The organism is Sphingomonas sp. KC8, assembly GCF_002151445.1.
Lineage (GTDB): Bacteria > Pseudomonadota > Alphaproteobacteria > Sphingomonadales > Sphingomonadaceae > Sphingomonas_E.
Window position 1 is genome coordinate 2,541,081 of sequence record NZ_CP016306.1, and the last position, 25,342, is coordinate 2,566,422.

Annotated in this window: 21 protein-coding genes; 11 read left to right on the top strand and 10 right to left on the bottom strand. The window is 65.7% G+C overall.

Features of this window, described 5'->3' with window-relative positions; all coding sequences use genetic code 11:
* Positions 1–162: 162 nt before the first annotated feature.
* The 4 genes from KC8_RS12005 to KC8_RS12020 all read right to left on the bottom strand — a co-directional run bounded on the left by KC8_RS12005 (position 163) and on the right by KC8_RS12020 (position 7,116).
* A complete protein-coding gene (locus KC8_RS12005) occupies positions 163–1,179 on the bottom strand; it encodes a M23 family metallopeptidase (RefSeq protein ID WP_010123769.1) in 1,017 nt (338 codons plus the stop codon).
* Entirely contained in the window at positions 1,157–3,859 is a 2,703-nt protein-coding gene (locus KC8_RS20560; protein WP_086495563.1) for a calcium-binding protein, read from the bottom strand. The genes KC8_RS12005 and KC8_RS20560 overlap by 23 nt, the downstream gene beginning before the upstream one ends.
* A 180-nt stretch (positions 3,860–4,039) precedes the next feature.
* The gene (locus tag KC8_RS20565) at positions 4,040–6,145 is read right to left on the bottom strand and encodes a calcium-binding protein (RefSeq protein ID WP_083831144.1); all 2,106 of its coding nucleotides are present in this window, start codon (positions 6,143–6,145) and stop codon (positions 4,040–4,042) included.
* 530 nt (positions 6,146–6,675) lie between these two features.
* Positions 6,676–7,116: a MarR family winged helix-turn-helix transcriptional regulator gene (locus tag KC8_RS12020; protein WP_010122936.1), complete on the bottom strand. Its 441-nt coding sequence runs from the start codon at positions 7,114–7,116 to the stop codon at positions 6,676–6,678.
* Positions 7,117–7,194: 78 nt separating this feature from the next.
* On the opposite strand from KC8_RS12020, the gene KC8_RS12025 reads away from it, so the two are divergent.
* From KC8_RS12025 to KC8_RS12035, 3 genes are read left to right on the top strand one after another with little or no spacing between them, the layout of a single operon-like run.
* Positions 7,195–7,947: a DUF899 domain-containing protein gene (locus tag KC8_RS12025; RefSeq protein ID WP_029624184.1), complete on the top strand. Its 753-nt coding sequence runs from the start codon at positions 7,195–7,197 to the stop codon at positions 7,945–7,947.
* Positions 7,902–8,186, top strand: a complete 285-nt coding sequence (locus tag KC8_RS12030) for a hypothetical protein (RefSeq protein WP_010122939.1) — start codon at positions 7,902–7,904, stop codon at positions 8,184–8,186. Before KC8_RS12025 ends, KC8_RS12030 begins: the two co-directional genes overlap by 46 nt.
* A complete protein-coding gene (locus KC8_RS12035) occupies positions 8,187–8,966 on the top strand; it encodes a VOC family protein (protein WP_010122942.1) in 780 nt (259 codons plus the stop codon).
* Between the two features lie 43 nt (positions 8,967–9,009).
* Here the strand turns inward: KC8_RS12035 and KC8_RS12040 are convergent, their stop codons facing one another.
* The 4 genes from KC8_RS12040 to KC8_RS20580 form a co-directional block, all read right to left on the bottom strand.
* Positions 9,010–11,778, bottom strand: coding sequence for a TonB-dependent receptor (locus KC8_RS12040; RefSeq protein WP_010122943.1), 2,769 nt, complete (start codon positions 11,776–11,778; stop codon positions 9,010–9,012).
* Between the two features lie 466 nt (positions 11,779–12,244).
* Complete coding sequence (locus KC8_RS12045) at positions 12,245–14,434, bottom strand: putative bifunctional diguanylate cyclase/phosphodiesterase (RefSeq protein ID WP_037494850.1); 2,190 nt, start codon at positions 14,432–14,434, stop codon at positions 12,245–12,247.
* Between the two features lie 114 nt (positions 14,435–14,548).
* Positions 14,549–15,832: a UDP-N-acetylglucosamine 1-carboxyvinyltransferase gene (murA, locus tag KC8_RS12050; RefSeq protein WP_010122946.1), complete on the bottom strand. Its 1,284-nt coding sequence runs from the start codon at positions 15,830–15,832 to the stop codon at positions 14,549–14,551.
* A gap of 207 nt (positions 15,833–16,039) precedes the next feature.
* Complete coding sequence (locus tag KC8_RS20580) at positions 16,040–16,834, bottom strand: cold-shock protein (RefSeq protein ID WP_010122947.1); 795 nt, start codon at positions 16,832–16,834, stop codon at positions 16,040–16,042.
* Positions 16,835–17,090: 256 nt separating this feature from the next.
* Here KC8_RS20580 and KC8_RS12060 point away from each other — a divergent pair, with 256 nt between their 5' ends.
* From KC8_RS12060 to KC8_RS12075, 4 genes are all read left to right on the top strand, one after another.
* Positions 17,091–17,885, top strand: coding sequence for a TerC family protein (locus tag KC8_RS12060; protein WP_010122948.1), 795 nt, complete (start codon positions 17,091–17,093; stop codon positions 17,883–17,885).
* A 105-nt stretch (positions 17,886–17,990) separates the two neighbouring features.
* Positions 17,991–18,608, top strand: coding sequence for a ribonuclease D (locus tag KC8_RS12065; protein ID WP_010122949.1), 618 nt, complete (start codon positions 17,991–17,993; stop codon positions 18,606–18,608).
* A 54-nt stretch (positions 18,609–18,662) separates the two neighbouring features.
* A complete protein-coding gene (gene lptC / locus KC8_RS12070) occupies positions 18,663–19,301 on the top strand; it encodes an LPS export ABC transporter periplasmic protein LptC (RefSeq protein ID WP_010122950.1) in 639 nt (212 codons plus the stop codon).
* A gap of 5 nt (positions 19,302–19,306) precedes the next feature.
* Entirely contained in the window at positions 19,307–19,831 is a 525-nt protein-coding gene (locus KC8_RS12075; RefSeq protein WP_010122951.1) for an LptA/OstA family protein, read from the top strand.
* 41 nt (positions 19,832–19,872) lie between these two features.
* Here KC8_RS12075 and KC8_RS12080 read toward each other — a convergent pair whose 3' ends face one another.
* Entirely contained in the window at positions 19,873–20,868 is a 996-nt protein-coding gene (locus KC8_RS12080) for an adenosine kinase (RefSeq protein WP_010122952.1), read from the bottom strand.
* Positions 20,869–20,955: 87 nt separating this feature from the next.
* Between KC8_RS12080 and KC8_RS12085 the strand changes: the two genes are divergently transcribed.
* Together KC8_RS12085 and KC8_RS12090 are read left to right on the top strand one after the other, a co-directional pair.
* Positions 20,956–21,645: an EI24 domain-containing protein gene (locus KC8_RS12085; protein ID WP_010122953.1), complete on the top strand. Its 690-nt coding sequence runs from the start codon at positions 20,956–20,958 to the stop codon at positions 21,643–21,645.
* On the top strand, positions 21,642–22,013 hold the full coding sequence (locus KC8_RS12090; RefSeq protein ID WP_010122955.1) for a hypothetical protein: 372 nt from the start codon (positions 21,642–21,644) through the stop codon (positions 22,011–22,013). Before KC8_RS12085 ends, KC8_RS12090 begins: the two co-directional genes overlap by 4 nt.
* Here KC8_RS12090 and queG read toward each other — a convergent pair.
* On the bottom strand, positions 21,988–23,142 hold the full coding sequence (gene queG, locus KC8_RS12095) for a tRNA epoxyqueuosine(34) reductase QueG (RefSeq protein WP_010122957.1): 1,155 nt from the start codon (positions 23,140–23,142) through the stop codon (positions 21,988–21,990). The two genes, KC8_RS12090 and queG, sit on opposite strands and share 26 nt — an antisense overlap.
* A gap of 23 nt (positions 23,143–23,165) precedes the next feature.
* Between queG and KC8_RS12100 the strand changes: the two genes are divergently transcribed.
* Positions 23,166–24,107 (top strand): ABC transporter ATP-binding protein, encoded by a 942-nt coding sequence (locus KC8_RS12100; RefSeq protein WP_010122958.1) that lies wholly within the window; start codon positions 23,166–23,168, stop codon positions 24,105–24,107.
* Positions 24,104–25,333, top strand: coding sequence for an ABC transporter permease (locus KC8_RS12105; protein ID WP_010122959.1), 1,230 nt, complete (start codon positions 24,104–24,106; stop codon positions 25,331–25,333). The genes KC8_RS12100 and KC8_RS12105 overlap by 4 nt, the downstream gene beginning before the upstream one ends.
* Positions 25,334–25,342: the final 9 nt, after the last annotated feature.

Below are 25,342 nucleotides of genomic sequence, written 5' to 3' on the forward strand. Positions count from 1 at the left end.
GAGTCGCTCCGGCGCATGTTATCCCCCCACCCGAACAGGTGCGCATCCAGTGCAGCGACCGCGTTTATATTTCTTGTTTCTTAACCGGGATACTTCAAGAATTATCGATACTTGATAGGATGCCCACCGTTGAGTCAATCCAACCAAAAGACTCTAAGGGCACTACTTCAAAAGTATTATAGTCGTTCTGGACCCGATATTTTTCCCACCTCTTTTCAGGGTGTAACGACCTTCGTAGCGGCCGGGCTGCCATCCCGCCGCGGGACGCCTGACACCGGCGAATCCCACCCAATCGAGCCCGCCTTTGGCGACTCGGACATTTCGATCCAGAACTGCCCCCCCCGAGGGACCGGTGATCACGAATTGCTGCTCGTCACCGTCGCGCGCGCCCGTCGCTGTCCCCCACAGGATAAGGCTGGCGGGATTGGCGTACAGTGTCGCCCGATCCGCCCGGTGGCGCATGCCAAGCGCGCTTTCGGGGTCGGTTGCAAAGCCGGCGGCCAGCACCTCGGCCTCGCGATAGGCCAGCTGGCGCATCGCCGCCGCGCTCCACAACGGCGCCGGTTCGCTCGCGCATCCGGTGGCGGCGCCCGGTGCGAAGGGATCGATCGATCGCCCGTCATGCCGCACCTCGAAATGCAGGTGGGCGAATTCGGCATTGCCTGACATGCCGATCGCGCCAATGCGCTGGCCGCCCTTCACCGCCTGTCCCGGCTTCGCCACGACGCTTCCCTGCTTTAGGTGGCTATATTGCGTCACCCAGCCCTGGCCATGATCGATCACGACCGCATTGCCCGCCAGCCGATCGCCGATGGCGGCGGCGCCCGTCGCCCGGACATTGGCATCGGCCATGCCGTCGCGCACGCGCAGGACAACGCCGTCCGCCGCCGCCACAACCGGCACGTTGCGCGCCATGTCCGGCAGGTTCCGCAACCGGATATCGGTGCCGTCATGCCCATCGGTCACCAGCGATCCGCAGCGATAATCCTGCCGCTGCGGCCCCGGCGCGCGATCGACATATTTCTGGATGCTGCACAGCGTGGCGAGGTCGCATTCCACCGGCACCGACAAAACCGGCCGGCCCGCCTGTGCCGCCGCATGAGCCGGCTGGCCGGCCGCGATCATCAGGCCGGAAACGGCCAGCGACAGCCGGATATTACGCGAACACAACCATGTCATAGCCTGCGACTCCCTGGCTCAGCGCATTCAGGTCGTCGATGCTGTCGATACCCAGGACGGCAAAGCCGCCGCCGCCAAGCGAAGCCAGCGTGATCGATGCATCGCCCATCACCAGATGGAGGTCGGTGCCATCATCGACAATGCGCAGCCGTTCGATATCGAACAGGAACGGATCGCTGATATAGATGGCGATCTGGTCGCGATCAGCCAGGCTGAAATCCGTGATCACGTCATGCCCGTCGGTGGTGACATCGAAAGTGAACAGGTCCCGGCCCGCGCCGCCGGTCAGCGTATCGTCGCCGGCATTGCCTTCCAGCCAGTCATCGCCCGCCTCGCCCAGCAGGGCATCATCGCCGGCATCGCCATATAGGCTATCGTTGCCGGTGCCGCCGTACAGGCCGTCCGCGCCAGCGCCGCCCTCAAGCCCGTCATGGCCGGCCCCGCCATCCAGCAGATCGTCGTCGTCGCCACCCATCAGCCAATCGGCACCGTCATCGCCGTACAGGTCGTCATTGCCGGCACCGCCCGAAAGATCGTCGTCGTCATTCCCGCCGGACAGGCTGTCATCGCCGGCGCCGCCGTCCAGCGTGTCGGCGCCATCCTGCCCGTACAGCCAGTCGGACCCGATCCCGCCCAGCAGCAGATCCGCGCCATCGCCGCCGCTGGCGACATCATCGCCGGCGCCAGCCTCGATCCTGTCATCCCCGCCATTGCCGAACAGCGCGTCATTCCCCGCCCCGCCGGCCACGACATCATCATCGCCGCCACCGCTCAGCCAGTCATCACCATCCCCGCCGTCAAGCAGATCGGTGCCATCGCCGCCGTCCAGGGTATCGTCCCCCGCGCCGCCCAGCAGCACATCATCGTCGGCGTAACCGCCCAGCCAGTCGTTGCCCGCGCCACCATCCAGCCGGTCCGCCCCGTCGGCACCGACCAGGATGTCGTCGTCCGCGCCGCCGGTCAGCACATCATCGCCCGCGCCGCCCTGCAGATAATCGGCCCCGTCGCCGCCATCGATGGTGTCGGCCCCGGCATCGCCGCGCAGATCGTCGGCATCGCCGCCGCCGCGCAGCAGATCGTCCCCCAGCCCGCCATCGAGCCGGTCCATGCCATCCCCGCCGTCCAGCGTATCGGCGCCATCGTCGCCGAACAGGCTGTCAGCCCCCGCGCCACCCAGCAGGCTGTCGTCGCCATCGCCGCCGCGCAGCATATCGTCGCCCGCACCACCCCACAGCCTGTCATGCCCGGCCCCGCCATACAGACTGTCACGGCCATCGCCGCCATCGAGCCGATCGTCCCCCGCTTCCCCATGGAGCAAATCATCGCCGCCGTCGCCGGCCAGCAGATCATCACCCGCGCCGCCCAGCAGCGTATCAACGCCTTCACCCCCATGAAGCGCGTCATGCCCGTCACCGCCGCTCAGTGCGTCGTTGCCGGTGCCGCCAAACAGCACGTCGTCGCCGGCACCACCCGTCAGCACATCATCGCCGCCACCGCCCCACGCCAGATCATTGCCTTCGCCGCCCGAAATCCAATCGGCATCGTCGCCGGGGCGATCGGCGCCGGCCAGCGTGCTCGCCGTCGCACCGGTGAAATCATCGCCAATCAGCGTGTCATCGCCCCCACCGCCGATCAAGCGGTCGCCTTCGCCGCCAATGCCGCTGGCATAGCCGATGATCAGGTCGTCGCCGTCATTGCCTTCCAGCTGGTTGCGATCCTGCCGGCCAAGGATCACATCGTCTCCCGCCCCTCCGCGTGCGTTGCCGGGCATGCCGGGCAATGCCAGATCGAAGCGTTCGGACGTATCGGCGCCAATGATCTGCGCGCCGTGGATATGTGCCCCCGTGCCAACATCGGGCGCCACATCCGGCAGCGTCCGCCCCGGTGGATTTCGGGTGCCATCCGGCCCGGCATGGGATCCGTTGTCGCCAGTGCCCGGCCCCGGGCCGGGATCACCGTCGTCCGGCGTTTCGCCACCCGGATCGCCTGGGTCGGGATCGCCACCGCCCGGCGTTTCGCCGCCCGGATCGGCTGGGCCGGGATCGCCACCGCCCGGCGTTTCGCCGCCCGGATCGGTCGGGTCGGGATCGCCACCGCCCGGCGTTTCGTCACCCGGATCGGCCGGGTCGGGATCGCCACCACCCGGCGTTTCACCGCCCGGATCGGTCGGGTCGGGATCGCCACCGCCCGGCGTTTCGCCACCCGGATCGGTCGGGCCGGGATCACCACCACCCGGCGTTTCACCGCCCGGATCGGTCGGGTCGGGATCGCCACCGCCCGGCGTTTCGCCACCCGGATCGGTCGGGCCGGGATCACCACCACCCGGCGTTTCACCGCCCGGATCGGTCGGGTCGGGATCGCCACCGCCCGGCGTTTCGCCACCCGGATCGGTCGGGACGGGATCACCACCACCCGGCGTTTCACCGCCCGGATCGGCCGGGTCGGGATCGCCACCACCCGGCGTTTCGCCGCCCGGATCGGTCGGGACGGGATTACCGCCGCCCGGCGTTTCGCCATCATCATCCGGGGCTGGATCAGGGGATGGCGCAGCAACGGCAGCACCCTGCTTGCCGCCCAGCGACGTATCGATCTGGAATATCGGCCGCGGCGCCGGATCGGGCCTGCCGACGGCAGGACCGCCCCGAAGGGAACCCGGCTCCGGTGGGCGGAGATCCATCATCCTGTATGCCCCCCAAAGGAACCGACTCAGACGGGTCGGTCCACGACTCAGGACATGCCGAACATGGCTTGCGCGGTATGCCCCCCGCCGGGGACATCTGCCGGCCGGTCGCGACCACTGTTCGGGAATGGCACAAAAAAGGGGGCGCCGAAGCGCCCCCTAGTCACCCTGTTCAACCGGTCAGACGAACTGGATCACGTCATACCCGGCATTGCCCTGGCTGAAGGCGTTGACGTCGGCCACGCTGTCGAATTGCAGCAGCGCGAACGAACCGCCCGTCAGACCTTCGATCAGCACCGATTGCCCGCCGAAGCTGATCGTCGTGTCGGTTCCATTGTCGACAACCGAGATCAGTCCCTGGTTGAACGTCGTCGGGTTCGCCACATCGATCTGGATCGTGTCGCGATTGGCGAGGCTCAGGTCGGTGATGACATCGTCGCCATCGTCGAACTCGACCGGCGTTTCGGGGTTATCATCCCGATCGACGCCATCCTGGTCGAACGCGAAGATGTCACGGCCCTGGTTGCCGGTCAGGACATCATCGCCATCGCCGCCCAGCAGGTAATCGTCGCCGCGACCACCATAAAGGTCGTCGTTGCCGCCATCACCATAGAGCTGGTCGTTGTCGAGGCCGCCATCCAGATAATCATCGCCGGAGCCGCCGCCGATATAATCGGCACCGGAACCACCGGAGAGATTGTCGTTGCCGGCATCGCCTTCGATATAGTCATTGCCGGCACCGCCGCCGATGGTGTCTGCGCCATCATCGCCGAAGAGCGCGTCGTTGCCGTTTTCGCCCTGGATATAATCATTTCCAGCGCCACCTTCGGCATAGTCGTCGCCGTTCCCGCCGTAGATCTGGTCGTCGCCATCTTCGCCGAAGAGATCGTCGTCGCCATCATTGCCGTACATGGTATCGTTGCCGGCACCACCGAACAGGCCATTGACGCCGCCGATGAAACCATCGTCGCCTTCATTGCCCTCGATCAGGTCGTTGCCGTCACCGCCATAGACATCGTCATTGCCTTCCTGGCCGCGCAGCACATCGTCGCCGCCATTGCCTTCGATATAGTCGTTGCCGGTGCCACCTTCGACAAGGTCGTCACCCGAACCGCCATACAGGAAGTCATCGTCGGCATCGCCGCGCACCTCGTCATTCTCGCTGCCGCCATAGATGGTATCCGTACCATCGGCGCCATTGAGGACATCGCGGTCCGCGCCGCCGTCGACATAATCATCGCCGGCGCCGGCCTGGGCGAAATCTGCGCCCGCGCCGCCGAACAGATGATCATTGCCGGTATCGCCGCGCAGGTCGTCATTGCCGTCGCCGCCATACAGGGTGTCGTCACCGAGCTGGCCGTCCATGCGGTCATCCCCGGCGCCGCCTTCCATATAGTCGTTGCCGCCTTCATCGGTGTCGACGCCATCTTCCTGGCCATCATTGCCGATGTCGCCGCCCGGCGCATCATTGCCGTCGTCGCCGAACATGGTGTCGTTACCGTCGCCACCATAGATTTCGTCGTCCTGCTGGCCGCCGCGCTGGACGTCGTCGCCGGCATCGCCGTACAACGTGTCGTAGCCGGCCGATCCGCGTTGCGAATCATTGCCATCGCCGCCGAGGATCAGATCCTCACCGTCATTGCCATATTGGACGTCGTTGCCGGCCTTGCCGTCCAGGTAATCATCGCCGGTACCACCGGCCTGCGTATCGTTGCCGATACCGCCATAGATATCGTCATCACCAGCGCCACCGCTTTGAGCGTCATCGCCGGATCCGCCCCGAAGCGTGTCGTCGCCATCGTCACCGGCCATGGTGTCATTGCCACCATTGCCGTACATCAGGTCATTACCCGCACCGCCCGACAGCTGATCATTGCCGTCCCAGATATTTTCCACGGGATACAGCGTCGACTTGGTGGGATCGATTTCGTCGCCGACGATCACGTCGTTGCCGTCACCGCCGTAGATGAAGTCCTGGCCGCTGGCGACCCGCGTCGCATCGGTGCCCGGCAGCGAGGATGATCCGGTCCCGCCAACCAGCGTGTCGTTGCCTTCATTCCCCTCGATCACGTTCTGGTTGAAATTGCCCATCACGAAATCATTGCCGGCCCCGGCGCGCGCGTTGGCGGGCAGGTGGGCGGCCGATGACGGCTCGCGCAGGTTGATGACGTCGTTCAGGTCCGTGCCGATGATCCACGGTGTCACCGGCGGTGGCGGTGGCGTGGGTGTCGGCGGAGGCGGCAAGGTCGGGCCGGAGGTCCCCGGAGGTGTGCGCGTACGTGCCATGTCAGTTCTCCCTCAATCAGTCTGTTCGACTGCCTCCCCATCACGGTTGAGGCGCTGACCTCGGCGTGCGACACCACGGGAATCGCCGACGTCTGAGATTGAGAATCATGGCATGGGGCGCTGGGCGATATCCCCGACAGGGGACGCTCCTTAAAAACCAGTTAAAGATCGACGAAGACCAGCGTCACGCGCGTGCAAGTGGGATTATTGCATCGCGCACATCGGTAACATGCCCCATTCTGTGACAGATCTTCACCCATCGGATCTTCTTTTTGGAAAAGCCGTCCCTTCAGGGGAATATATTAGCCCATCGCCGGGAACTATCCCAAAGGATAGGTCGCATACTCATCCGGCATGTCACGATCGCTTATGGGGGAGGGCCGCTGGCGATCCGCCCGTCTTCCGCCAGCCTCCCCCGCCAGCGCGCCGCAGATTCGATCGGTAGTATCGCACCGGCAACATTGCGGGCTGCCCGGCTCGCATGTTCCAGGGCCATGTACGGCCGGCCTATGCAGCCGATGCTTCGCTGATCAGGCGATCGCGCTCAGTGTCGCGCGCAGCATGTCGCCACCGCCAATCCCGGCCTCGATCTCGCCGTGGGTCCGCTCCCAGATCGGCACCGCCGTCTGGAGCGCCGCCTGCCCCGCATCGGTCAATGCCAGCAGACGGCCGCGCCGATCCTGCGGGTCGACCGAAATCGTCACCAGCCCGCGGCGCTCCAGCGGCTTGAGCGCCGCTGTCAGGGTCGTCCGGTCCATCGCCAGCAGCGCTGCCACCGAACCGATCGACGGCGGAACCGGGCGGTTCAGCGCCATCATCAGCGAAAATTGCCCGCTCGTCAGCCCGGCCGGGCGCAGCGCTTCGTCGAACCGTCGCGCCAGCGCCCGCGCCGCCCGCTGCACATGCAGGCACAGGCAGGAATCGCGCACCAGCAGCGTCGTTGCGAAGGGAATCTGGGTCAATTTTGACACCCCCCATATATGTTGATATCAACATTAAATGTCAAGCGGGACTCGGGGGCAAACCCGCGCAGCCAGACGGAGAGCATGATGCCGACGAACCCGATCGTATCGCGTGAAGAATGGCTTGTGGCGCGCAAGGCGCTGCTGCTTCGTGAAAAGGCCCATACCCACGAACGCGACCGGCTGAACGCAGCCCGCATGGCCCTGCCCTGGGTGCGGATCGATACGGATTACAGCTTCGACACCCCCACCGGCCGCAAGACGCTGGGCGGCTTGTTCGACGGCCGCAGCCAGTTGATCGTCTATCATTTCATGTTGCCGGCCGAATGGGAGGCCGGCTGCACCGGCTGTTCCTTCCTCGCCGATCATTTCGGCGGCACGCTGCCCCATCTCAACCATCATGACGTCACCCTGACCGCCGTGTCGCGCGCGCCGCTCGATCATATCCACGCCTACAAGGCGCGGATGGGCTGGCATTTTCCGTGGGCGTCGTCCGCCGGATCGGATTTCAACCGCGATTTCGGCGTGACCTTCACGCCTGAAGATGCCGCAGCAGGGGCCACCTATAATTATGAACCCACACCAGAAACCGGGGAATTGCCCGGCCTCAGCGCCTTTTACAAAGACGAGGCAGGGCAGGTCTTCCACACCTATTCGACCTTTGCCCGCGGGCTGGAGGAATTGATCGGCACGCTGATGATCCTCGATCGCGCACCCATGGGCCGCAACGAAGCGACGACGATGAACTGGGTTCGCCGCCACGATGAATATGCCGGGCAGCCGGCGGTAGAGGCGTGCTGCGCGGCGGCGGCCCCATCTGCTGCCGTCGCGACGGGCTGATCGCCGCCATGCTGTGCTGCGCGATCGCAGCGCTGGGCGCTGCCGGGGCATGGGGTCTCCATCGGCTGCGGCTGGCGGGCGGCCTCGTGCTGCTGGCGGCGGCGATCGCGGGCGGCGCAGCTATGATGTGGGATCATGCCGGTCCTGCGGGCGCTGATCGCCATGCCGCCAATGCGCCCGCCAGCATATCGCTTTGTCTGGGCGCCCGCACCGCCATCCCCCCGCTGAAAGGATCGTAGATGACCCGATATCATGGCCGCTTCTGCTGGTATGAACTGATGACCAGCGACACCGCCGCCGCCCTCGCTTTCTATCGCGCCGTCATCGGCTGGGGCCATCAGGACGCCGGCATGCCCGGCATGGATTATGGCCTGCTGAAAGCGGGTGACACGGCCGTCGCCGGGCTGATGGCGCTGCCTGCCGATGCGTGCGCGGCCGGCGCGCAGCCGGGCTGGATCGGCTATGTCGCGGTCAGCGATGTCGATGCCGTCGCCGCCGGCTTTGCGGCCGATGGCGGCGCGGTGCATCGCGCACCCGGCGATATCCCCGGGGTCGGCCGCTTCGCCATCGTCTCCGATCCGCAAGGGGCGATGCTGGCGATCATCACCGAACCGGAAGGCGCCACCGCCGAACGACTGCAACCGATGAAGCCCGGCCATGGCAGCTGGCACGAATTGCTCGCCCCCGACTGGGATGCCGCCCTGTCCTTTTACGCGCCCCGCTTCGGCTGGGGGAAGGTGCAGGCGATCGATATGGGGCCGATGGGCACCTACCAGCTTTACGGCCCGAACGACGAAGCGATCGGCGGGATGATGATCCGGCCGGAGGGGTTTTTCGGCCCGCCATGGACCTATTATTTCGCGGTCGACGAAATCCACGCCGCGCTCGATCGGGTGACGGCCAATGGCGGGACGTTGCTCAACGGCCCGCAGGAAGTGCCCGGCGGCGCGTGGATCATTCAGGCGCTGGATCCGCAAGGCGCGATGTTCGCGCTGGTCGCCCCGCCGGCCGCCGCCTGACCGGGCGATGGCCCCCTCCGCTGCCGGGAGGGGGCCGCCCCGTTCAGAATTTGGTCCGCACCGTCACGCCATAAGCGCGCGGTTCAGCCACGAAGGTGCTGAACAATTGTGTCGAAGGCACACCGAACGCCGCCGTCTGCGCGGTCGTCCCTGTCCCTTGCAGCGGTGTATCGAACGCGACCTGCTTATAGTTCACGTTGAAGATGTTCTGGCCCCAGAATTCGATGCCCCACCGGCCTTCGCCGCCCGTCAGGCCGACGCGCGCATTGACCACCATCACGCCTTGCTGGCGCTTTTCGATGTCGAGGTCCGATCCGGTGTTCAGCCCGCTCTGGTAGCGATAATCGACGTAGAATAGCGCGCCGAGGCCACTCGATCCGATATCCGGGGTCCATGCCAGCGATCCGGTGAAGGTGTAGAGCGCCGAATTGGACACGCGCGATCCCGGCAGCTGGAAGAATGCCGCGCTCAGCGGCCGTCCGCCCTTGCCCACCAGATTCTTGCGATATTGGGTGTCGGCATAGGTGAAGCCCTGAACCACATGCACATTGGGCGCCAGCGTCATATAGGCTTCGACCTCGACGCCCTTGCTGACGACGCCGCCCTTCACCTTGCCGGTGCAGGCGCCGGTGGTGCTGTCATTGTCGGTCGGTGCGCCGCCCAGATCGGCGCCGCACGCATTGATATTTTCGACCACGAAGTTGACGCCGTTGAAGGTGTTCAACTGAAAATTGTCGAACACCTGATAGAAGGCCGACACATTCAGATCGAACCCGCGGCCATTATATTTCGCGCCGATTTCGGTGGCATGCACGCCTTCCGGTTCGAACGTCAGCTGCAGCAGATTGGGTGCGCCGGCATTGCCTGCGCCGATCGCGCCGGTGCCGTTGATCAGCGTCGAGCCGTCGGTATACAGCACCCGGCCATTGCGGTTCAGCCCGTTACGATCGAGGTTGAAGCCCCCGGCCTTATACCCCTTGGAATAGCTGGCATAGATCAGCAGATCATCGATCGGCTTGTAGCTGAGCACGCCGGTATAGGTGAACTTGTCTTCCTTGGTCTTGGCATCGTCCTGCGCGAACACGCCACCCGGCACCGACGGATTGACGCACGCCAGCTGTTGCAGCGCCGACAGCGGCGACACGCTGATCGCGCGGCACAGGCTATTATTGTCGGCGAAGCTGGCGTCGAGCGATTTGCGTTCGTTGGTGTAACGCGCGCCCACCGTCACGCTCAGCTTGTCGGTGACGTTGAACACATTGTGGGTGAAGAAGGCGAAGTTACGGCTCGTTTGTTCGTAATGATCGCGGATGCCGACGCCGTTGAATGTGAATCCGGGCATGCCCAGGGCCGCCGCGACGGCATTATAGCCGCCAACCGGAACGCCGGGGGCCAGGCCGCTCAGCAACGCGATGACCTGGCGATTGGCCGCCGGAATGGCGGGATTGCTGGCCAGCGCACCGCCAACCGCCGGGTTGAAGCAGTTGGTGCCCGCTACCGACAGCAGATCGGGCCGGCCCACCGATCCGCCGACATTGGCCGCAAGCAGGCAGTTCGCATAACGCTGATAATCCGATCCGTAGGACAGGTTATCGTTCAGCGTCAGCTTTTCATTGGCGAAATAGCCGCCGACCAGCCAGTCGAGCTTGCCGTCAAACGCTTCGCCCTGCAGCCGCAATTCCTGCGTAAAGGTCTGGAAACGCTGGTTGGCGCTGCCATCATCGTCACGCACCAAGATGTCGAGATTGTTGAAATCGGCATCCTGCCCGCGCTTATATTTCCAGTCGCGATAGGCGGTGATCGAAGTGATCTGCGCGCCGCCCAGATCATAATTGATCTCGCCCGAAAGGCCCCAATCCTTCACGTCGCCGCGATAGGAGCGGCCCGGTGTGATCGCGGTGCGCCGCGAATAGGTATCTTCGTTGATCGTGGCGCCCAGCGCGCGTTGCAGCCCCGCGATCGACGATGGGCTGAACACCAGGCTGCCATCGGGCGCGCGCGAAACGTTGCGCCCGGGCAAATACATCCCCGCGCAGCATTCTTCGTTGCGGCTGGAATAATCGCCGATCAGCCGGACCGACAATTCATCGCTGGGTTCGTACAGCAATTGTCCGCGCGCCAGCCAGCGATCGCGATTGTTGAGGTCGCGGCCCGACACCACATCCTTCAGGAACCCGTCGCGCTTGGTGTAAACCCCGTCCAGCCGGAAGGCGAGCGTCTCGGTGATCGGCCCGGTCAGCCCCAGCACGCCCCGCCAATAATCATAATTGCCGTAGCTAAGCTCGGCCGTGCCCTCATGTTCGAACTTCGGCTTGGCGGTGATGACGTGGATCAACCCGGCCGAAGCGTTGCGGCCGAACAGCGTGCCCTGCGGCCCGCGCAGCACTTCGATCCGGTCGATCGCGCCCAGTTCGGTCAGGCCCACGCCCGAACGGTTGCGATACACCCCGTCGATGAACACCGCGACCGAACTTTCCAGCCCGGCATTGTCGCCGACCGTGCCGACGCCGCGAATGCGCGCCACGCCCGCCCCCGCTTCGGACGACGTGGATGACACCAGCAGCGACGGCGAAACCTGGTTCAACTGGCGGATGTCGCTCGCACCCGAATTTTGCAGCGTATCGGCGGTGATCGCCGATACCGCCAGCGGCACGTCCGACAGCGCCTGGCTTCGCCGGGTCGCGGTAACGATGATATCGCCCTGGTCGGGCGTTGCGGCGCGTTCGGCAGCCGCTTCTTCGGCGGTTTGCGCCAGAGCGGGGGGGGTGAACGCAATCAACCCGGATGACAGCAGCCAGAGTGCCTTCTTCATCTGTCTCTCCCACGACTAGCTTTTCGCAGCTAATTTGTTTTGCTTGCCGTTAACGTAAACTGCCATTTCCGTTGACGCCAGCCATATTGACATAATTTTACATCGAAACATCCGCACTTGCGGCGTTTTTGCAACAGGTGTGGGCTGATATTCTTTCCCGGGTGCACAGCATTGCGCATTTCCGCTACGGAAAAGGACAGTGGAGCCGGGTCCTGGGCGCAACCGGTATTGGCGTGGTCTTCTTGCCCGCACGCGATCCGCCGAACCTAACTCTTTGGCATGAAACATATCTCACTGTCGGTGCCGCCGCGACCTGCGATAGATCCGCCAATACAGGCGACGTTCTTCCCCCCGCCCGCGGGGGGATGACGGTGATGTGTGGCTGGATGGGTGGAGCAACCTCCCCGCGATTTTCGATCGTTCCGCGTCTTGCGCCACCTGGTGACAACCGCCGCGCAGCCAGGGTCTAACCCGCCTGCACCACCCCGAACCGTGCATCGATCTCCGCCTGGGGCAGCGGGCGGGACAGGAGATAGCCCTGAAGCGCGTCACAGCCCACGCTCGTCAGCCACGCGGCCTGTTCGGCAGTTTCGACGCCTTCGGCCGTCACCGCGATACCGCGGGCCACGGCCAGGCCGACGATCGCACGGATGATCGCGCTGCCGCCTTCGCGCCGGTCGATCCCGGCGACGAACGACCGGTCGACCTTGAGCCGGTCTACCTCGAAGTCCCGCAGGTGGTTGAGCGAGGAATAGCCCGTTCCGAAATCGTCGAGCGCGATGCGGATGCCATATTCGCGCAGCGCCACGATATTGCGCTCGCAAGCCTCTTCATTCTCGATGAAACTGGTTTCGGTGATCTCCAGTTCCAGCCGGCGCGGGTCGATCCCGCTCGTGCGGATCGCCGTCAGCACGGTTTGGGGGAAGGCCGGGTTGCGCAACTGCACCGCCGATACATTGACCGAAACACTGTCGAACGACCAGCGCTGCGCCGCCCGGCAGGCCTCGTTCAGCGCCCATTCGCCGATCGGTTCGATCAGGTCGCTTTCCTCGGCGATGGGAATGAAGGTGGCCGGGGCCATCAATCCCTGCACCGGATGACGCCAGCGAATCAGCGCCTCGACGCCGATCACAGCGTGGCTGCGCGCATCGTGGATCGGCTGATAGTGCAGTTCGAGTTGCCCGCCCAGCGCCAGCGCCTCGCGCAGATCATGCTCGATCGCCTGACGCCGCTTCACCGTGGCGTCCATCGCTTCGGTGAACAGCACATAGCGGCCACGCCCGCTGGCCTTGGCTTCGTAAAGCGCGATGTCCGCCTTGCGGCTGAGTTCGATCCGGTCCAGCCCGTGCACCGGGGCGATCGCCACGCCGATGCTGACGCCCACCGCCACGCGCACGCCATCCAGATCAAACGGCTCGGCAATCGCTTCCACCAGCCGCATGCACAATATTTCGGCCATGGCCGGGGTTGTTCCACCCGTCTGGATGATCGCAAATTCATCGCCGCCCAGGCGCGCCACGGTGTCGCTGCTGCGCGTCACCAGCTTCAGCCGATGGGCCACATCGCGGATCAGCTGGTCGCCGGCCGGATGGCCCAGCGTGTCGTTGACCGCCTTGAAACGATCGAGGTCGAGATAGAATAGCGCCACCGCCGGCGCACTGCGGCGAACGCTGGCCAGCGCATGGTCCAGCCGGTCCTGGAACAGCGCGCGGTTTGCCAGTCCGGTCAGCGTATCGTGGAAGGCCAGATGCTGGGCTTGCGCCTCGCTGGCCTTCAGCGCCGCCAGCGTCCGGTGGATACGGATCAGCAGCAGCATGACGATCAGCGCCACCGCCAGCAGCGCGGCGCTCAACACCGGCGCCAGCTTCGCCACCATCTGCGATCCGGGCGAAAACGGTGTCCACAGGACATAGCCGATGGTGTCGCCACGCCGCGTGCGCAGGGCTTCCACCGATTCCCCCGGTGCGTAGCGCGCGGTCCAGCTGAACCGCGCTTTATCAATCCAATATTGGCCCGACAGGTCCCGCAGGAACGATCCGTCGAGATAGCGTATGCTGATATGAATGAACTCGCGGCCGCGCACCTGCGGCAGCCGGCCCGTTTCGGACACGATCGGCTTTGCGCTGATGATCGCGGGCCGGCCGTCGATGATCGCCAGGTCGGTCGCCCCCGGCGTCAGCACCGTCGGGCCGATTTCATCATGCGCGCCGCGGCGCATCTTTTCGCGCAATTCCTCGATCAACGGCGACGCCTGCACCCGCAGGCGACGAAAATCATCCGGCTGGGTGCGCTCTCCCTGCTGCATCGCGTAGATCGGCCGGTCGGCATCGTCGACGATATAGGCGTCGTCATGCCCGTAATATTTGTGCAGCCAGATGCCGAGATTATTGTCGAGCCAGTCGAGGTCGAGCGGCTTTGTCCGGACCATGCGGACGGCATCGTCCCAATAGGTCGACGCTTCCTGGTCGTGCGCGATCCGCTGGATGTTCTGGCGCAGCACCGTTTCCACGATCTGCCGCTGGCGCTCCTCGGCGATCGAATCGATCTCGCGGGTCGACCAGATCAGCAACGCGCATACGATTCCGGCAACCGTCACCACCACGGCCGTCACCGGCAGCAGGAATTGAGACAGAAAGCCGCTCGATTGTTTGGGCACGGGCACAACTTCGCAAGGGGACCACCCCTATGCCTGCCCGATAATCCTTAAGAAGGTCTGTTCACATGCCAACGGCCCGCCTCAAATCCGGGGCGCGCTTATGGTGAACGGGCTTCAGTCGCCGCCGGCCCGCTCGATATCCGCGCCCACCTGCGAAAGCTTTTCTTCCAGCCGTTCATAGCCGCGATCGAGGTGGTAGACGCGGTGGACCTGCGTCTCGCCTTCGGCGGCGAGGCCGGCGAGAACCAGGCTCATCGATGCGCGCAGGTCGGTCGCCATGACCTCGGCCCCCTTCAGCCGTTCGACCCCGCGCACCACCGCGGTCCGGCCGCGCACCGCGATATCGGCGCCCATCCGGGTCAGTTCGGGAACGTGCATGTAGCGGTTTTCGAAGATCGTCTCAGTCAGCACGCTGGCGCCATCGGCCAGCGCCAGCATCGCCATGAACTGCGCCTGCATGTCGGTCGGGAAAGCCGGGAAGGGCGCGGTCGACAGGGTCAGCGCCTTCAGCCGGCCTTCGGCGGCGATGATGACGCCGCTGTCGCTTTCCGTCACGGCGGCCCCGGCGTCGCGCAAGCCATCGAGGATCGCGCGCATGTCATCGGCCTTGGCGCCGGCCAGTTCCAATTCGCCGCCGGTGATCGCCGCCGCGCAGGCATAGCTGCCGGCTTCGATCCGGTCGGGCATGACCCGATAGTCCGCGCCGTGGAGGCGTGGCTTGCCATGGATCGTCAGCCGTTCGGTGCCGATCCCTTCGATTTCGGCGCCCATCGCCACCAGGCAATTGCACAGGTCGGTAATTTCGGGTTCGCGCGCGGCATTGTCGATCACGCTTTCGCCATTGGCGAGGACGGCGGCCATCAGCGCATTTTCGGTAGCGCCGACCGACACCACCGGGAACACCACCCGGCCGCCTTTCAGCCCGCCATCGGGGGCGATCGCGCGGACATAGCCGGCCGCCAGTTCGATTTCCGCGCCCAGCGCCTCGAGCGCCTTCAGATGCAAATCGATCGGGCGGTTGCCGATTGCGCAGCCGCCCGGCAGCGATACCGTCGCTTCGCCGGCGCGCGCCAGGAGCGGGCCGAGCACAAGGATCGACGCGCGCATCTTGCGCACGATATCATAGGGCGCGACGGTCGATGCGATCCGGTGCGCATCCATCGTCATCACCCGGCCGAATTCGCCGTCGGGGCCGCGCGCCACCTTGGTCGATACGCCGAGTTCGTTGAGCAGGTGGCCGAAACTGTCGACATCGGCCAGACGCGGCAGATTGCTGAGCGTCAGCGCGCCATCGGTCAGCAGCGCGCACGGCATGAGGGTGAGCGCTGCGTTCTTCGCGCCCGAAATGGGCAGGCGGCCGGCGAGGCGCTGTCCGCCCCGGATGATGATGCGATCCATATCTGCGCTTCTATCGCCTCGCGGGCGACACGCAAGAAAGAAGCCGGTCGCCGATCGCAGGCAAAGCCGCGATCGGCGAAAATCCGGCGGGCTGGAGCGCGGGGCAGCTTTGCGCCCTCCAGGCCCATTTGGGCAAAAGCCATATTTTGGCAAAAGGCCCGGCCCGCCGATGCGGACCGGGCCTTCAAACCCTGTAACAGCGAAGTGTTACTGGGCTGCGTTCAGGTTCACCGCCGCATATTTGCCGCGACGATCGACTTCGAGTTCGAACTCGAGGCGATCCCCTTCGTTGAGGTTGGTCATGCCGGCGCGTTCAACCGCCGAAATGTGCACGAACGCATCGGGCTGGCCATCGTCGCGCTGAATGAAGCCGAAGCCCTTCATCGCGTTGAAGAACTTCACGGTGCCGCTGGCGCGTTCACCGGTCAGCTGGCGCTGCGGGCCACCACGGGCGCCGCCGGCGGCGTCACGGTCACGCGGCGGGCCGCGATCTTCGACCGGAAGCGGCTCGCCTTCGATCTTCAGGTCGGTCGCCGAAATGCGGCCGCCACGATCGACGAGCGTGAAGCCCAGCGGCTGGCCTTCGGCCAGGCCGGTCAGGCCAGCCTGTTCGACGGCCGAAATGTGCACGAACACATCTTCACCGCCATCGTCGCGAACGACGAAGCCGAAACCCTTCTGGCCGTTGAAGAACTTGACGACACCAGTGCCTTCACCGATGACCTGCGCCGGCATGCCGCCGCGACCACCGCCGCCGCCGCCGAAACCGCCGCCACCGCCGCCGCGGAAACCGCCGCCGCCGCCGCCACCGCCGAAGCGATCACCGCCGCCGCCGTAACCGCCGCCGCCGCCACCGCCGAAACGATCGCCACCGCCGCCATAACCGCCACCGCCGAAGCGATCACCGCCGCCGCCGCCGTAGCCGCCGAAGCTGTCGTCGCCGAAACCGTCGCGCTTGTCCCTGCCGCCGCGCTGCCCGCGCCGTCCTCTGTCGAAACTCATGCCCTGCAAGTCTTTCCCGTCGCCCTAAAATTCGTCAAAGTCGTCAAAGCCGGGCGCGGCAACGAGACTCCTGACACGAAAACCATAGCGTGCCAGCGACTCTCAATAACCGAAAAAGTCCAGCCCCGCGAGCGCTTTCGACTCAGCCTGCCGGGACATCCTAACCGGGGGGCGCGAATCCACCCTGAATCCGCCATTTACAGTTTGTCGCACAGTGCCGCTTGTCGCTGGCCCGCACCCGCGCCAGATGTGCGGCATGACCGATATTCTTGCGCTCTTTTCCGATCCCGCGATTCTCGCCGCCCTGATCACTCTGGTGGTGATGGAAATCGTTCTCGGCATCGACAATCTGATCTTTATTTCAATCCTCTCCAACAAATTGCCGGCGCATCAGCAGCAAAAGGCGCGCCGCATCGGCATCAGCCTGGCGCTGGTGATGCGACTCGCCTTGCTGTCGATGATCGCCTGGATCGTCGGCCTCACCGCCCCTGTGTTCGATCTTGGGATTACCGGCACGCTGGATGCGCATGGCGTGCCCAGCTTCGAAACCCAGTTTTCGTGGCGCGATCTGATCCTGATCGCCGGCGGCCTGTTCCTGGTCTGGAAGGCGACCACGGAAATCCACCATTCGATGGATCCCGCGCCCACCGGCGACGTGCTCGACAAGAAGGGCCATGTCGCGATCGGATTCGGCGCGGCGATCGTCCAGATTCTGCTGCTCGATATCGTCTTCTCGATCGATTCGATCCTGACGGCGGTGGGCATGACCGATCATCTGCCGGTGATGGTGATCGCGGTGATCACCGCCGTGGTGGTGATGCTGGTCGCGGCCGATCCGCTCGCCAATTTCATCAACCGCAATCCGACGGTGGTGATGCTGGCGCTGGGCTTCCTGCTGATGATCGGCGCGGTGCTGATCGCCGATGGCTTCGGGGTGCATGTGCCCAAGGGCTATATCTATGCGGCGATGGCCTTTTCCGCCGGGGTGGAGATGCTCAACATCTTCGCGCGCCGCGCGCGGGCCAGGAATGGCGGCGAAGGCGCGGCCTGATCGTGGCCCGGCGCGACGGTGGCGGGTTCGGCGACGCGGTTCGCCGAACCGCCGCCAGCCGCATCGGGCATTGAGCGGACGGCCCGGCCGTCCTATGCGGAACGGATGACTGTTCATTTTCACGAAGAAGATCTCCCGGCGGACGTGCTCGCGCCGGGGCCGGTGGCCATCGATACCGAAACGATGGGCCTCATCACCCAGCGCGACCGGTTGTGCGTCGTCCAGATATCGGATGGCCATGGCGACGAACATCTGGTCCGCTTCAGCGCCGGCAGCAGCTATGCCGCGCCCAATCTGAAGGCGGTGCTGGCCGATCCCGCGCGGCTGAAAATCTACCATTTCGCGCGATTCGATCTGGCGGCCATGAAATATTGGCTCGGGGTGATGGCGGAACCGGTTTATTGCACCAAAACCGCGTCGCGCCTGATCCGCACCTACACCGATCGCCACGGCCTGAAGGAACTGGTCCGCGAAATCCTCGGCCAGGAAGTGTCGAAACAGCAGCAATCGTCCGATTGGGGCGCCCCCGAACTGAGCGACGCGCAGCGCGATTATGCCGCGTCGGACGTGCGCTTCCTCCATCAGCTGCGGACGAAACTGGATGTCCGCCTGGCGCGTGAAGGGCGCACCGCGCTCGCCCAGGCCTGTTTCGATTTTCTGCCGCATCGTGCCGAACTCGATCTGGCCGGCTGGCCGGAAATCGATATCTTCGCGCATATCTGATCATCATATCCGGCCGGGCGGCATCGGCAGCCCGGCCGGCCATGAAAGGCCCTGATGTCCCAAGCCGCCGATATTGCCCGCAGCGATCGCCAGATCTGGGCCGCGCCGGGCGCAAGCCACGATCGGCTGATCGCGGTGCTGCGTATCCTGCTGCCGTCGGCGATCGGCGCGCTGGCCGCGATCCTCGCGGTGGCGCCGCTCACCATGGGCCGCGACATCTCCTTCGTGCTGGCCAAGGACAGGGTGGATGTCGCCCGGGAACGGATGCGGGTGGCCGACGCGATTTATCGTGGCGAAGATTCGAAGGGCCAGCCTTTTTCGATTCGCGCCGGCTCCGCGGTGCAGACCAGTTCACGCGATCCGATCGTGCGGCTGGCCGATCTCAACGCGCAGATCCAGCTTACGGACGGGCCGGCCACCATCGGCGCGAAGACGGGGCGCTACGACATGGACAGCGAAAAAGTCTATGTCGATGGTGCGGTGACCTTCACCACCCATGATGGCTACCGGCTCGAAACACGCGATGTCGCGGTCGATCTCAAGAGCCGGCAGGTCGCCAGCGGGGCGCCGGTCGATGGCAAGATGCCGCTCGGCACGTTCAGCGCGAACCGGATGACCGCCGATCTGCAAAGCCACACCGTCGTGCTCGATGGCCGTGCGCGCTTGCATATCGTGCAGCAGGGCGGCAGATGAACCGGATGACCCGCGGAACCGCCATCCTTTTTTCACTCCTGCTCAGCCTCGCCACCGGCCCGGCACATGCGCAGGGTTCGGTATCGGCGCTCAAGGGGCATAACAGCAATGCCCCCGTCGATGTCGAAGCCGATCGCATCGAAGTGCAGGACCGCGCCGATCGCGCGATCTTTTCGGGCAACGTCAATGTCCGCCAGGGCGATATGGCGATGAACGCCCAGCGGCTCACCGTCGCTTATGCCGGGGGTGCCGGCGGCACGCAGATCAAGCGGCTCGATGCGTCGGGCGGGGTCACCGTGCGCAGCCCGTCGGAAACCGCGCGCGGCTCGGTGGCGATCTACGATCTCGATCGGCGGCTGATCACGATGCTGGGCAATGTCTCGCTCGTCCAGGGCGGCAACACCGTCAATGGCGGCCGCCTGGTGATCGATCTCAACAGCGGCCGGTCGACCGTCGATGGCAAGGGCGTTGGCGGCGGCCAGGGCGGCCGCGTCACCGGGCGCTTCACGGTGCGCGACTCGGGCAACTGACGGGCCGGCCCTCCCCGCGCGGGAAGGGCCGTCTTTTCGATTCAGCCGATCTTTTCGGCCACCAGCGCCTTGATATCGGCCACCGGCCGCGCGCCGAAGTGCGAAATCACCTCGGCGGCCGCGATCGCGCCCATCGTCAGGCTGTCGTCAACCGTGCGGCCCTGCGCCCGGCCGGCGAGGAAGCCGGCGGCGAACAGGTCCCCCGCGCCCGTCGTATCCACCACCTTGGCCACGGGCGCGGCCGGCACGGCAAAGCGCTCGCCTTGTTGGATTGCGATCGCCCCCCGCTCCGAACGGGTCACAACCAGACATTCAACCTTGCCCGCCGTCGCCGCGACCGCCACGTCGAAATCGTCGGTCTGGTTGAGCGACAGGATCTCCGCTTCATTGGCGAACAGGATGTCGATATCGCCATTGGCGATCAGCGCGTTGAAATCGTCGCGGTGCCGTTCGATGCAGAAGGCGTCCGACAGGGTGAACGCCACCTTGCGCCCGGCATTGCGCGCGATCGCGATCGCCTCGCGCATCGCCGCGCGCGGTTCGGCCGGATCCCACAGATAGCCTTCGAGGTAGAGGATCGCGGCCGATGCGATCAGATCGGCGTCCAGCGCCGCCGCCGGCAGATATTGCGATGCACCGAGATAGGTGTTCATCGTCCGCTGGCCATCGGGCGTCACCAGGATCAGGCAGCGCGCCGTCGGCGGCTCGGCGTCGCGGGCCGGTGTGTCGAAACCCACGCCCAGTGCGCGAATGTCGTGCGCGAACACATCACCCAGCTGGTCCTTGGCCACCTGTCCGATAAAGGCGCAGCGCGCACCCAGCGCCGCCGCCCCCGCCGCGGTGTTCGCCGCCGATCCGCCACTGGCTTCCAGCCCCGGCGCCATCCGGCCGTACAGGCTGGTCGCGACATCGGTGTCGATCAGCCGCATCGATCCTTTGGCGATGCCCTCGCTGGCGATGAAGGCATCATCGGCCTGGGCAATCACGTCGACGATGGCGTTGCCGATCGCGATGATATCGAGGCGGGTATCGGTCACGCGGGTCTCCCTTGGGCATCAGATCCCGCCGCGCCTAACCGGCTGCGGGGCATGGCGCAACCGGCCGATGCGCGATAGACAGGCGCCATGGTTCGCGCACTATCGCTTTCGGTTGGTCAATTGTCCGATCGCCGCATCCTGCGCGTGCTAGCCCGGTCGCTTGCGCTGACTCTGGCGATCTTCACCCTGCTCGGCCTTGGCCTGCGCTGGGCGCTCACCGGGCGCGATCCGTGCGCGCTGATCCCCGATTATACCTGCGTCATCGGATCGGCCGAAGGCAGCATCGCCGCGACGCTCCTGACGATCCTTGGTTTGTGGCTCCTGTTTCCGGCTATCGCGGTCGGGGTGATCGGCTTGTTTTCGGACGAGGTGGTCGCAGCGGTCGAAGCCCGCCATTATCCCGCCGAAGCCGCACGCGCCAAACCCCCGAACTGGCGCGAAGGGCTGCGGCTTGGCCTGGGTTCGGCCGGCCGGTTGATCGGCTACAACCTGATCGCCTTGCCCTTCTATCTGCTGCTGCTGCTCACTGCGATCGGCCCGGTGGCCCTGTTTCTGATCGTCAACGCGATCGCACTCGGCCGGGATCTCGATGATATGGTCGCGGTACGCCATCTCGATCCGGCCCAGCGCAAGGCACGGCTCGGCCCAACGCGGGGTGGGCGGGCGCTCACCGGGCTTGTCGCCGCCGGGCTGTTCCTGATTCCCGTCCTCAACCTGCTGGCCCCGGTGCTGGGCGCGGCTTTGGCGACGCATCGTTTTCATGGGAGACGCGGTTGAAACGGACGCTATCGACGGTTTTCTGCCTGATGCTGGCCAGCCTGCTCGCCGGCTGCGCGACGACATCGACCCCGGCGCCGGCGCCGATCGTCAGCGCCCCTCCCCCCAGTGGGCTGGCGCGTGTCATCGGCCAGGATGCCCGCGCGCTCCAGATCCTGTTCGGCGTCCCCGATCTCGACGTGCGCGAGGGGCCGGCGCGCAAGCTTCAATATGCCGGGCCGATCTGCGTGCTCGATGCCTATCTCTACCCACCTACGGCCGGGCGGGAACCCGTGGTCCGCCATCTCGATGCGCGCACCCCGGCTGGCGATGATTTCGACCGGGCGTCGTGTATCGCCGCGCTCAGCCGGCGGCCGGCGGCACGCTGATCCATTCGGCGCGGACGCTGTCGTCCCCTTCCGTCGCCAGCCGCGCATCACGGCGATCGGCGTAACCTGCCGGATCGATCCGGCCCAGCGCCCATGCGGCGGCCCCGCGCACCACGGCTGCGGGATCGTCGATCAGCCGTTCGATCGCCGCTAGCAGCATCGCATCGCCAGCATTGCCCGCCGCGATCAGGGCATTGCGGATCATCCGGTCGCGCCCGATCCGCTTGATCGGCGATCCGGCGAAGACCTGTCGGAACCCGGCATCGTCCAACCCCAGCAGATCGCCGATTTCGGGCACCGCCAGTTCGGCGCGTGCGGCAAAGGCGCGATTGGCCGATGCGGCGGCGGCGAACTTGTTCCACGGGCACACGCTCAGGCAATCGTCGCAGCCATAGATGCGGTTGCCCATCGCTTCGCGGAACTCGATCGGGATCGGCCCCTTGTTTTCGATCGTCAGGTACGAAATGCAGCGCCGCGCATCGATGCGGTAGGGGGCGGGGAACGCCGCCGTCGGACATGCACGCTGGCAGGCGTCGCATGATCCGCAACTGCCGCGATGGCGGTCATCCGGCTCCAGATCCAGCGTCGTCATGATCGCACCCAGGAACAGCCAGCTGCCATGATCGCGGCTGACCAGATTGGTGTGCTTGCCCTGCCAGCCAAGCCCGGCGGCTTCCGCCAGCGGCTTTTCCATCACCGGCGCGGTATCGACGAACACCTTGAGATCACACCCCGCCTGATCCACCAGCCAGCGGGCCAGCGCCTTCAGCGCCTTTTTGACGATATCGTGATAATCTTGGCCCTGCGCATAGGTCGAAATCCGCGCGACGCCGGGCACGTCCGCCAGCCGCAGCGGATCTTCGGCGGGGGCGTAACTCATCCCCAGCATCACCACCGATCGCACGTCCGGCCACAAAGCGGCAGGCGAGCCGCGCTGGTCGGCGCGCTCCTCCATCCACAGCATGTCGCCATGCGCACCCGACGCCAGCCATGCGCGCAACCGGCCGGCAGATTCGGGCGTGGCGTCCGCCGGCGCGATCCCGCAGGTGGCGAAACCCAGTTTCCGGGCCTCGATTTTCAGCGCGGCCGTCAACGCCTTGTTGTCGATATGATGCGATGGGATGGGCACGGTAAACAATCTAGACCAAGCGGGTGAACGTGACGAATGCGATCGAAGCGCACGGGCTGGTAAAGGAATTTGGCGGATTTCGCGCGGTCGACGGGATCGACCTTGCGGTGCCCGCCGGATCGATTTTCGGCGTACTCGGCCCCAATGGCGCCGGCAAGACGACGACGCTCAGAATGCTGCTCGGCATCATCGATCCCGATGCCGGGCATCGCACCCTGCTAGGCGAATCCAAACCGCTCAAGGCGGCCAGACGGGTCGGTTATCTGCCCGAGGAACGCGGCCTGTATCCCGGCATGCATGCACGCGAGGCAATCGCCTTCATGGGCGCGCTGCGCGGGCTGCCGCTGGCCGAAGGCCGGCTGCGCGCCGATGCGATGCTCGACACCTACGGCTTGGGCGATGCCCGCCGCAAGCCGATCCGCAGCCTGTCCAAGGGCATGGCGCAGACCGTGCAATTGCTCGGCACGCTGGTCCACCGTCCACGCCTGATCGTCCTCGACGAACCCTTTTCCGGCCTCGACGCGCTCAATCAGGCGCGATTGGAAGGCCTGATTCGCGAGCAGGCAGCCGATGGCGTCACCGTGCTCTTTTCCACCCATGTCATCGCCCATGCCGAACGGCTGTGCGAGCGCGTCGCGATCATCGCCGGCGGCAAGGTCCGCTTCGAAGGCGCGGTGGAAGATGCCCGCAACCGGCTGCGCCCGCGCGTGCGCCTGGCTACCCGGGCTGCCGACGGGCCATGGCGATCGGCGCTGCCCGCCGATGCCGCGCATGACGGCGCCATCTGGAATTTCGACCTGCCGGCCGGCGGGATCGAACCATTGCTGAAGGCGCTGATCGACGGCGGCGCCGGCATCGAAACGCTGTCGATCGAACGGCCGGGTCTCCACGATGCCTTCGTCGCGATCGCGGGCGAGGCCGCCGCCGCGCAGATGGACCGGCCCGATACGGAGGCTGTGGCATGATCGACGTGATACGCGCCGCTTATGTCATCGCGCGCCGCGATTATGTGGCCAGCGTCCTGTCCAAGACCTTCCTGCTGTTCCTGCTTGGCCCGTTGCTGCCGATTCTGGCCGGTGCGCTGTTTGGCGCGATCGGCGCGGACGTCGACACCCGCGCGACGCACCCGACCGTTGCGGTGATCGCGACGGCAGCCGATGGCGATGCGCTCAAGGCCGCCCATGCGCGGCTGGCAAAACGGCTGGGCGACACCGCCCTTCCCGGCCTGCGGATCATCGCGCCCGCGCCCGATGCCGATGCGCAGACGGCCAGGCTGCTCGCCGATCAGGCGCACGGCGTGGTGGCGGTGGCCCGCGACGGGCTGGACGCGCCATTGCTGATCGGACCGCGTGGCGGAATCACCGAAACGCAGGCCAAGCTGGCGCTGATCTATGATTCGGCCCGCACCGCCGGCGCGATCACCGCTGCCGGCGTTCCGCCACCGGCCCCCGTCACCCTCGCCGTGCGCACGGTCGGCAAGGCGGCCGGCAACGACATGGCCGGCCGCGCGCTCACCGCGCGGATGGGCCAGCTCGTGTTGATGGTGCTCGCCATGATTCTCGCCGGTATGCTGCTGTCCAATCTGATCGAGGAAAAATCGAACAAGGTGATCGAGGTGCTGGCCGCCGCCGTTCCCGTCGACGCGGTTTTTCTGGGTAAGCTGGCCGCGATGCTGGCCATGTCGTTGACGGCGATCGCGGCATGGGGGGCACTTGCCATACTGGCGATGCGCGGGCTGTTTCCCGCCGCCACGGCGGCCTTGCCGCCTCCGGCGGTGGGGTGGATCCCGTTCATCACGCTGGGCATCGTCTATTTCATCGCCTGCTATCTTCTGCTCGGCGCCCTGTTCCTCGGCATCGGCGCGCAGGCCGCCAGCGTCCGGGAGGTGCAGACGCTGTCGATGCCGGTGACGATGGGCCAGCTGGGCGTCGTGGCTCTCGCATCCAGCGTCGTCGTCGCCCCGGCAAGCGGCCTTGCGCTGACCGCGATGATCTTCCCGTGGAGTTCGCCCTTCGCGATGATCGCGCGCGCCGCGCAATCGCCCCAAATCTGGCCGCATCTGCTGGCGATCGGCTGGCAGGCGCTGTGGATCGCGCTCATCATCCGCTTCGCCGCGCGGCGTTTCCGGGTGAGCGTGCTCAAATCCGGCGGGCCGAAACGGCGGGGGCTGTTTCGTCGGCGCTCCACCTGAAACCGCAGC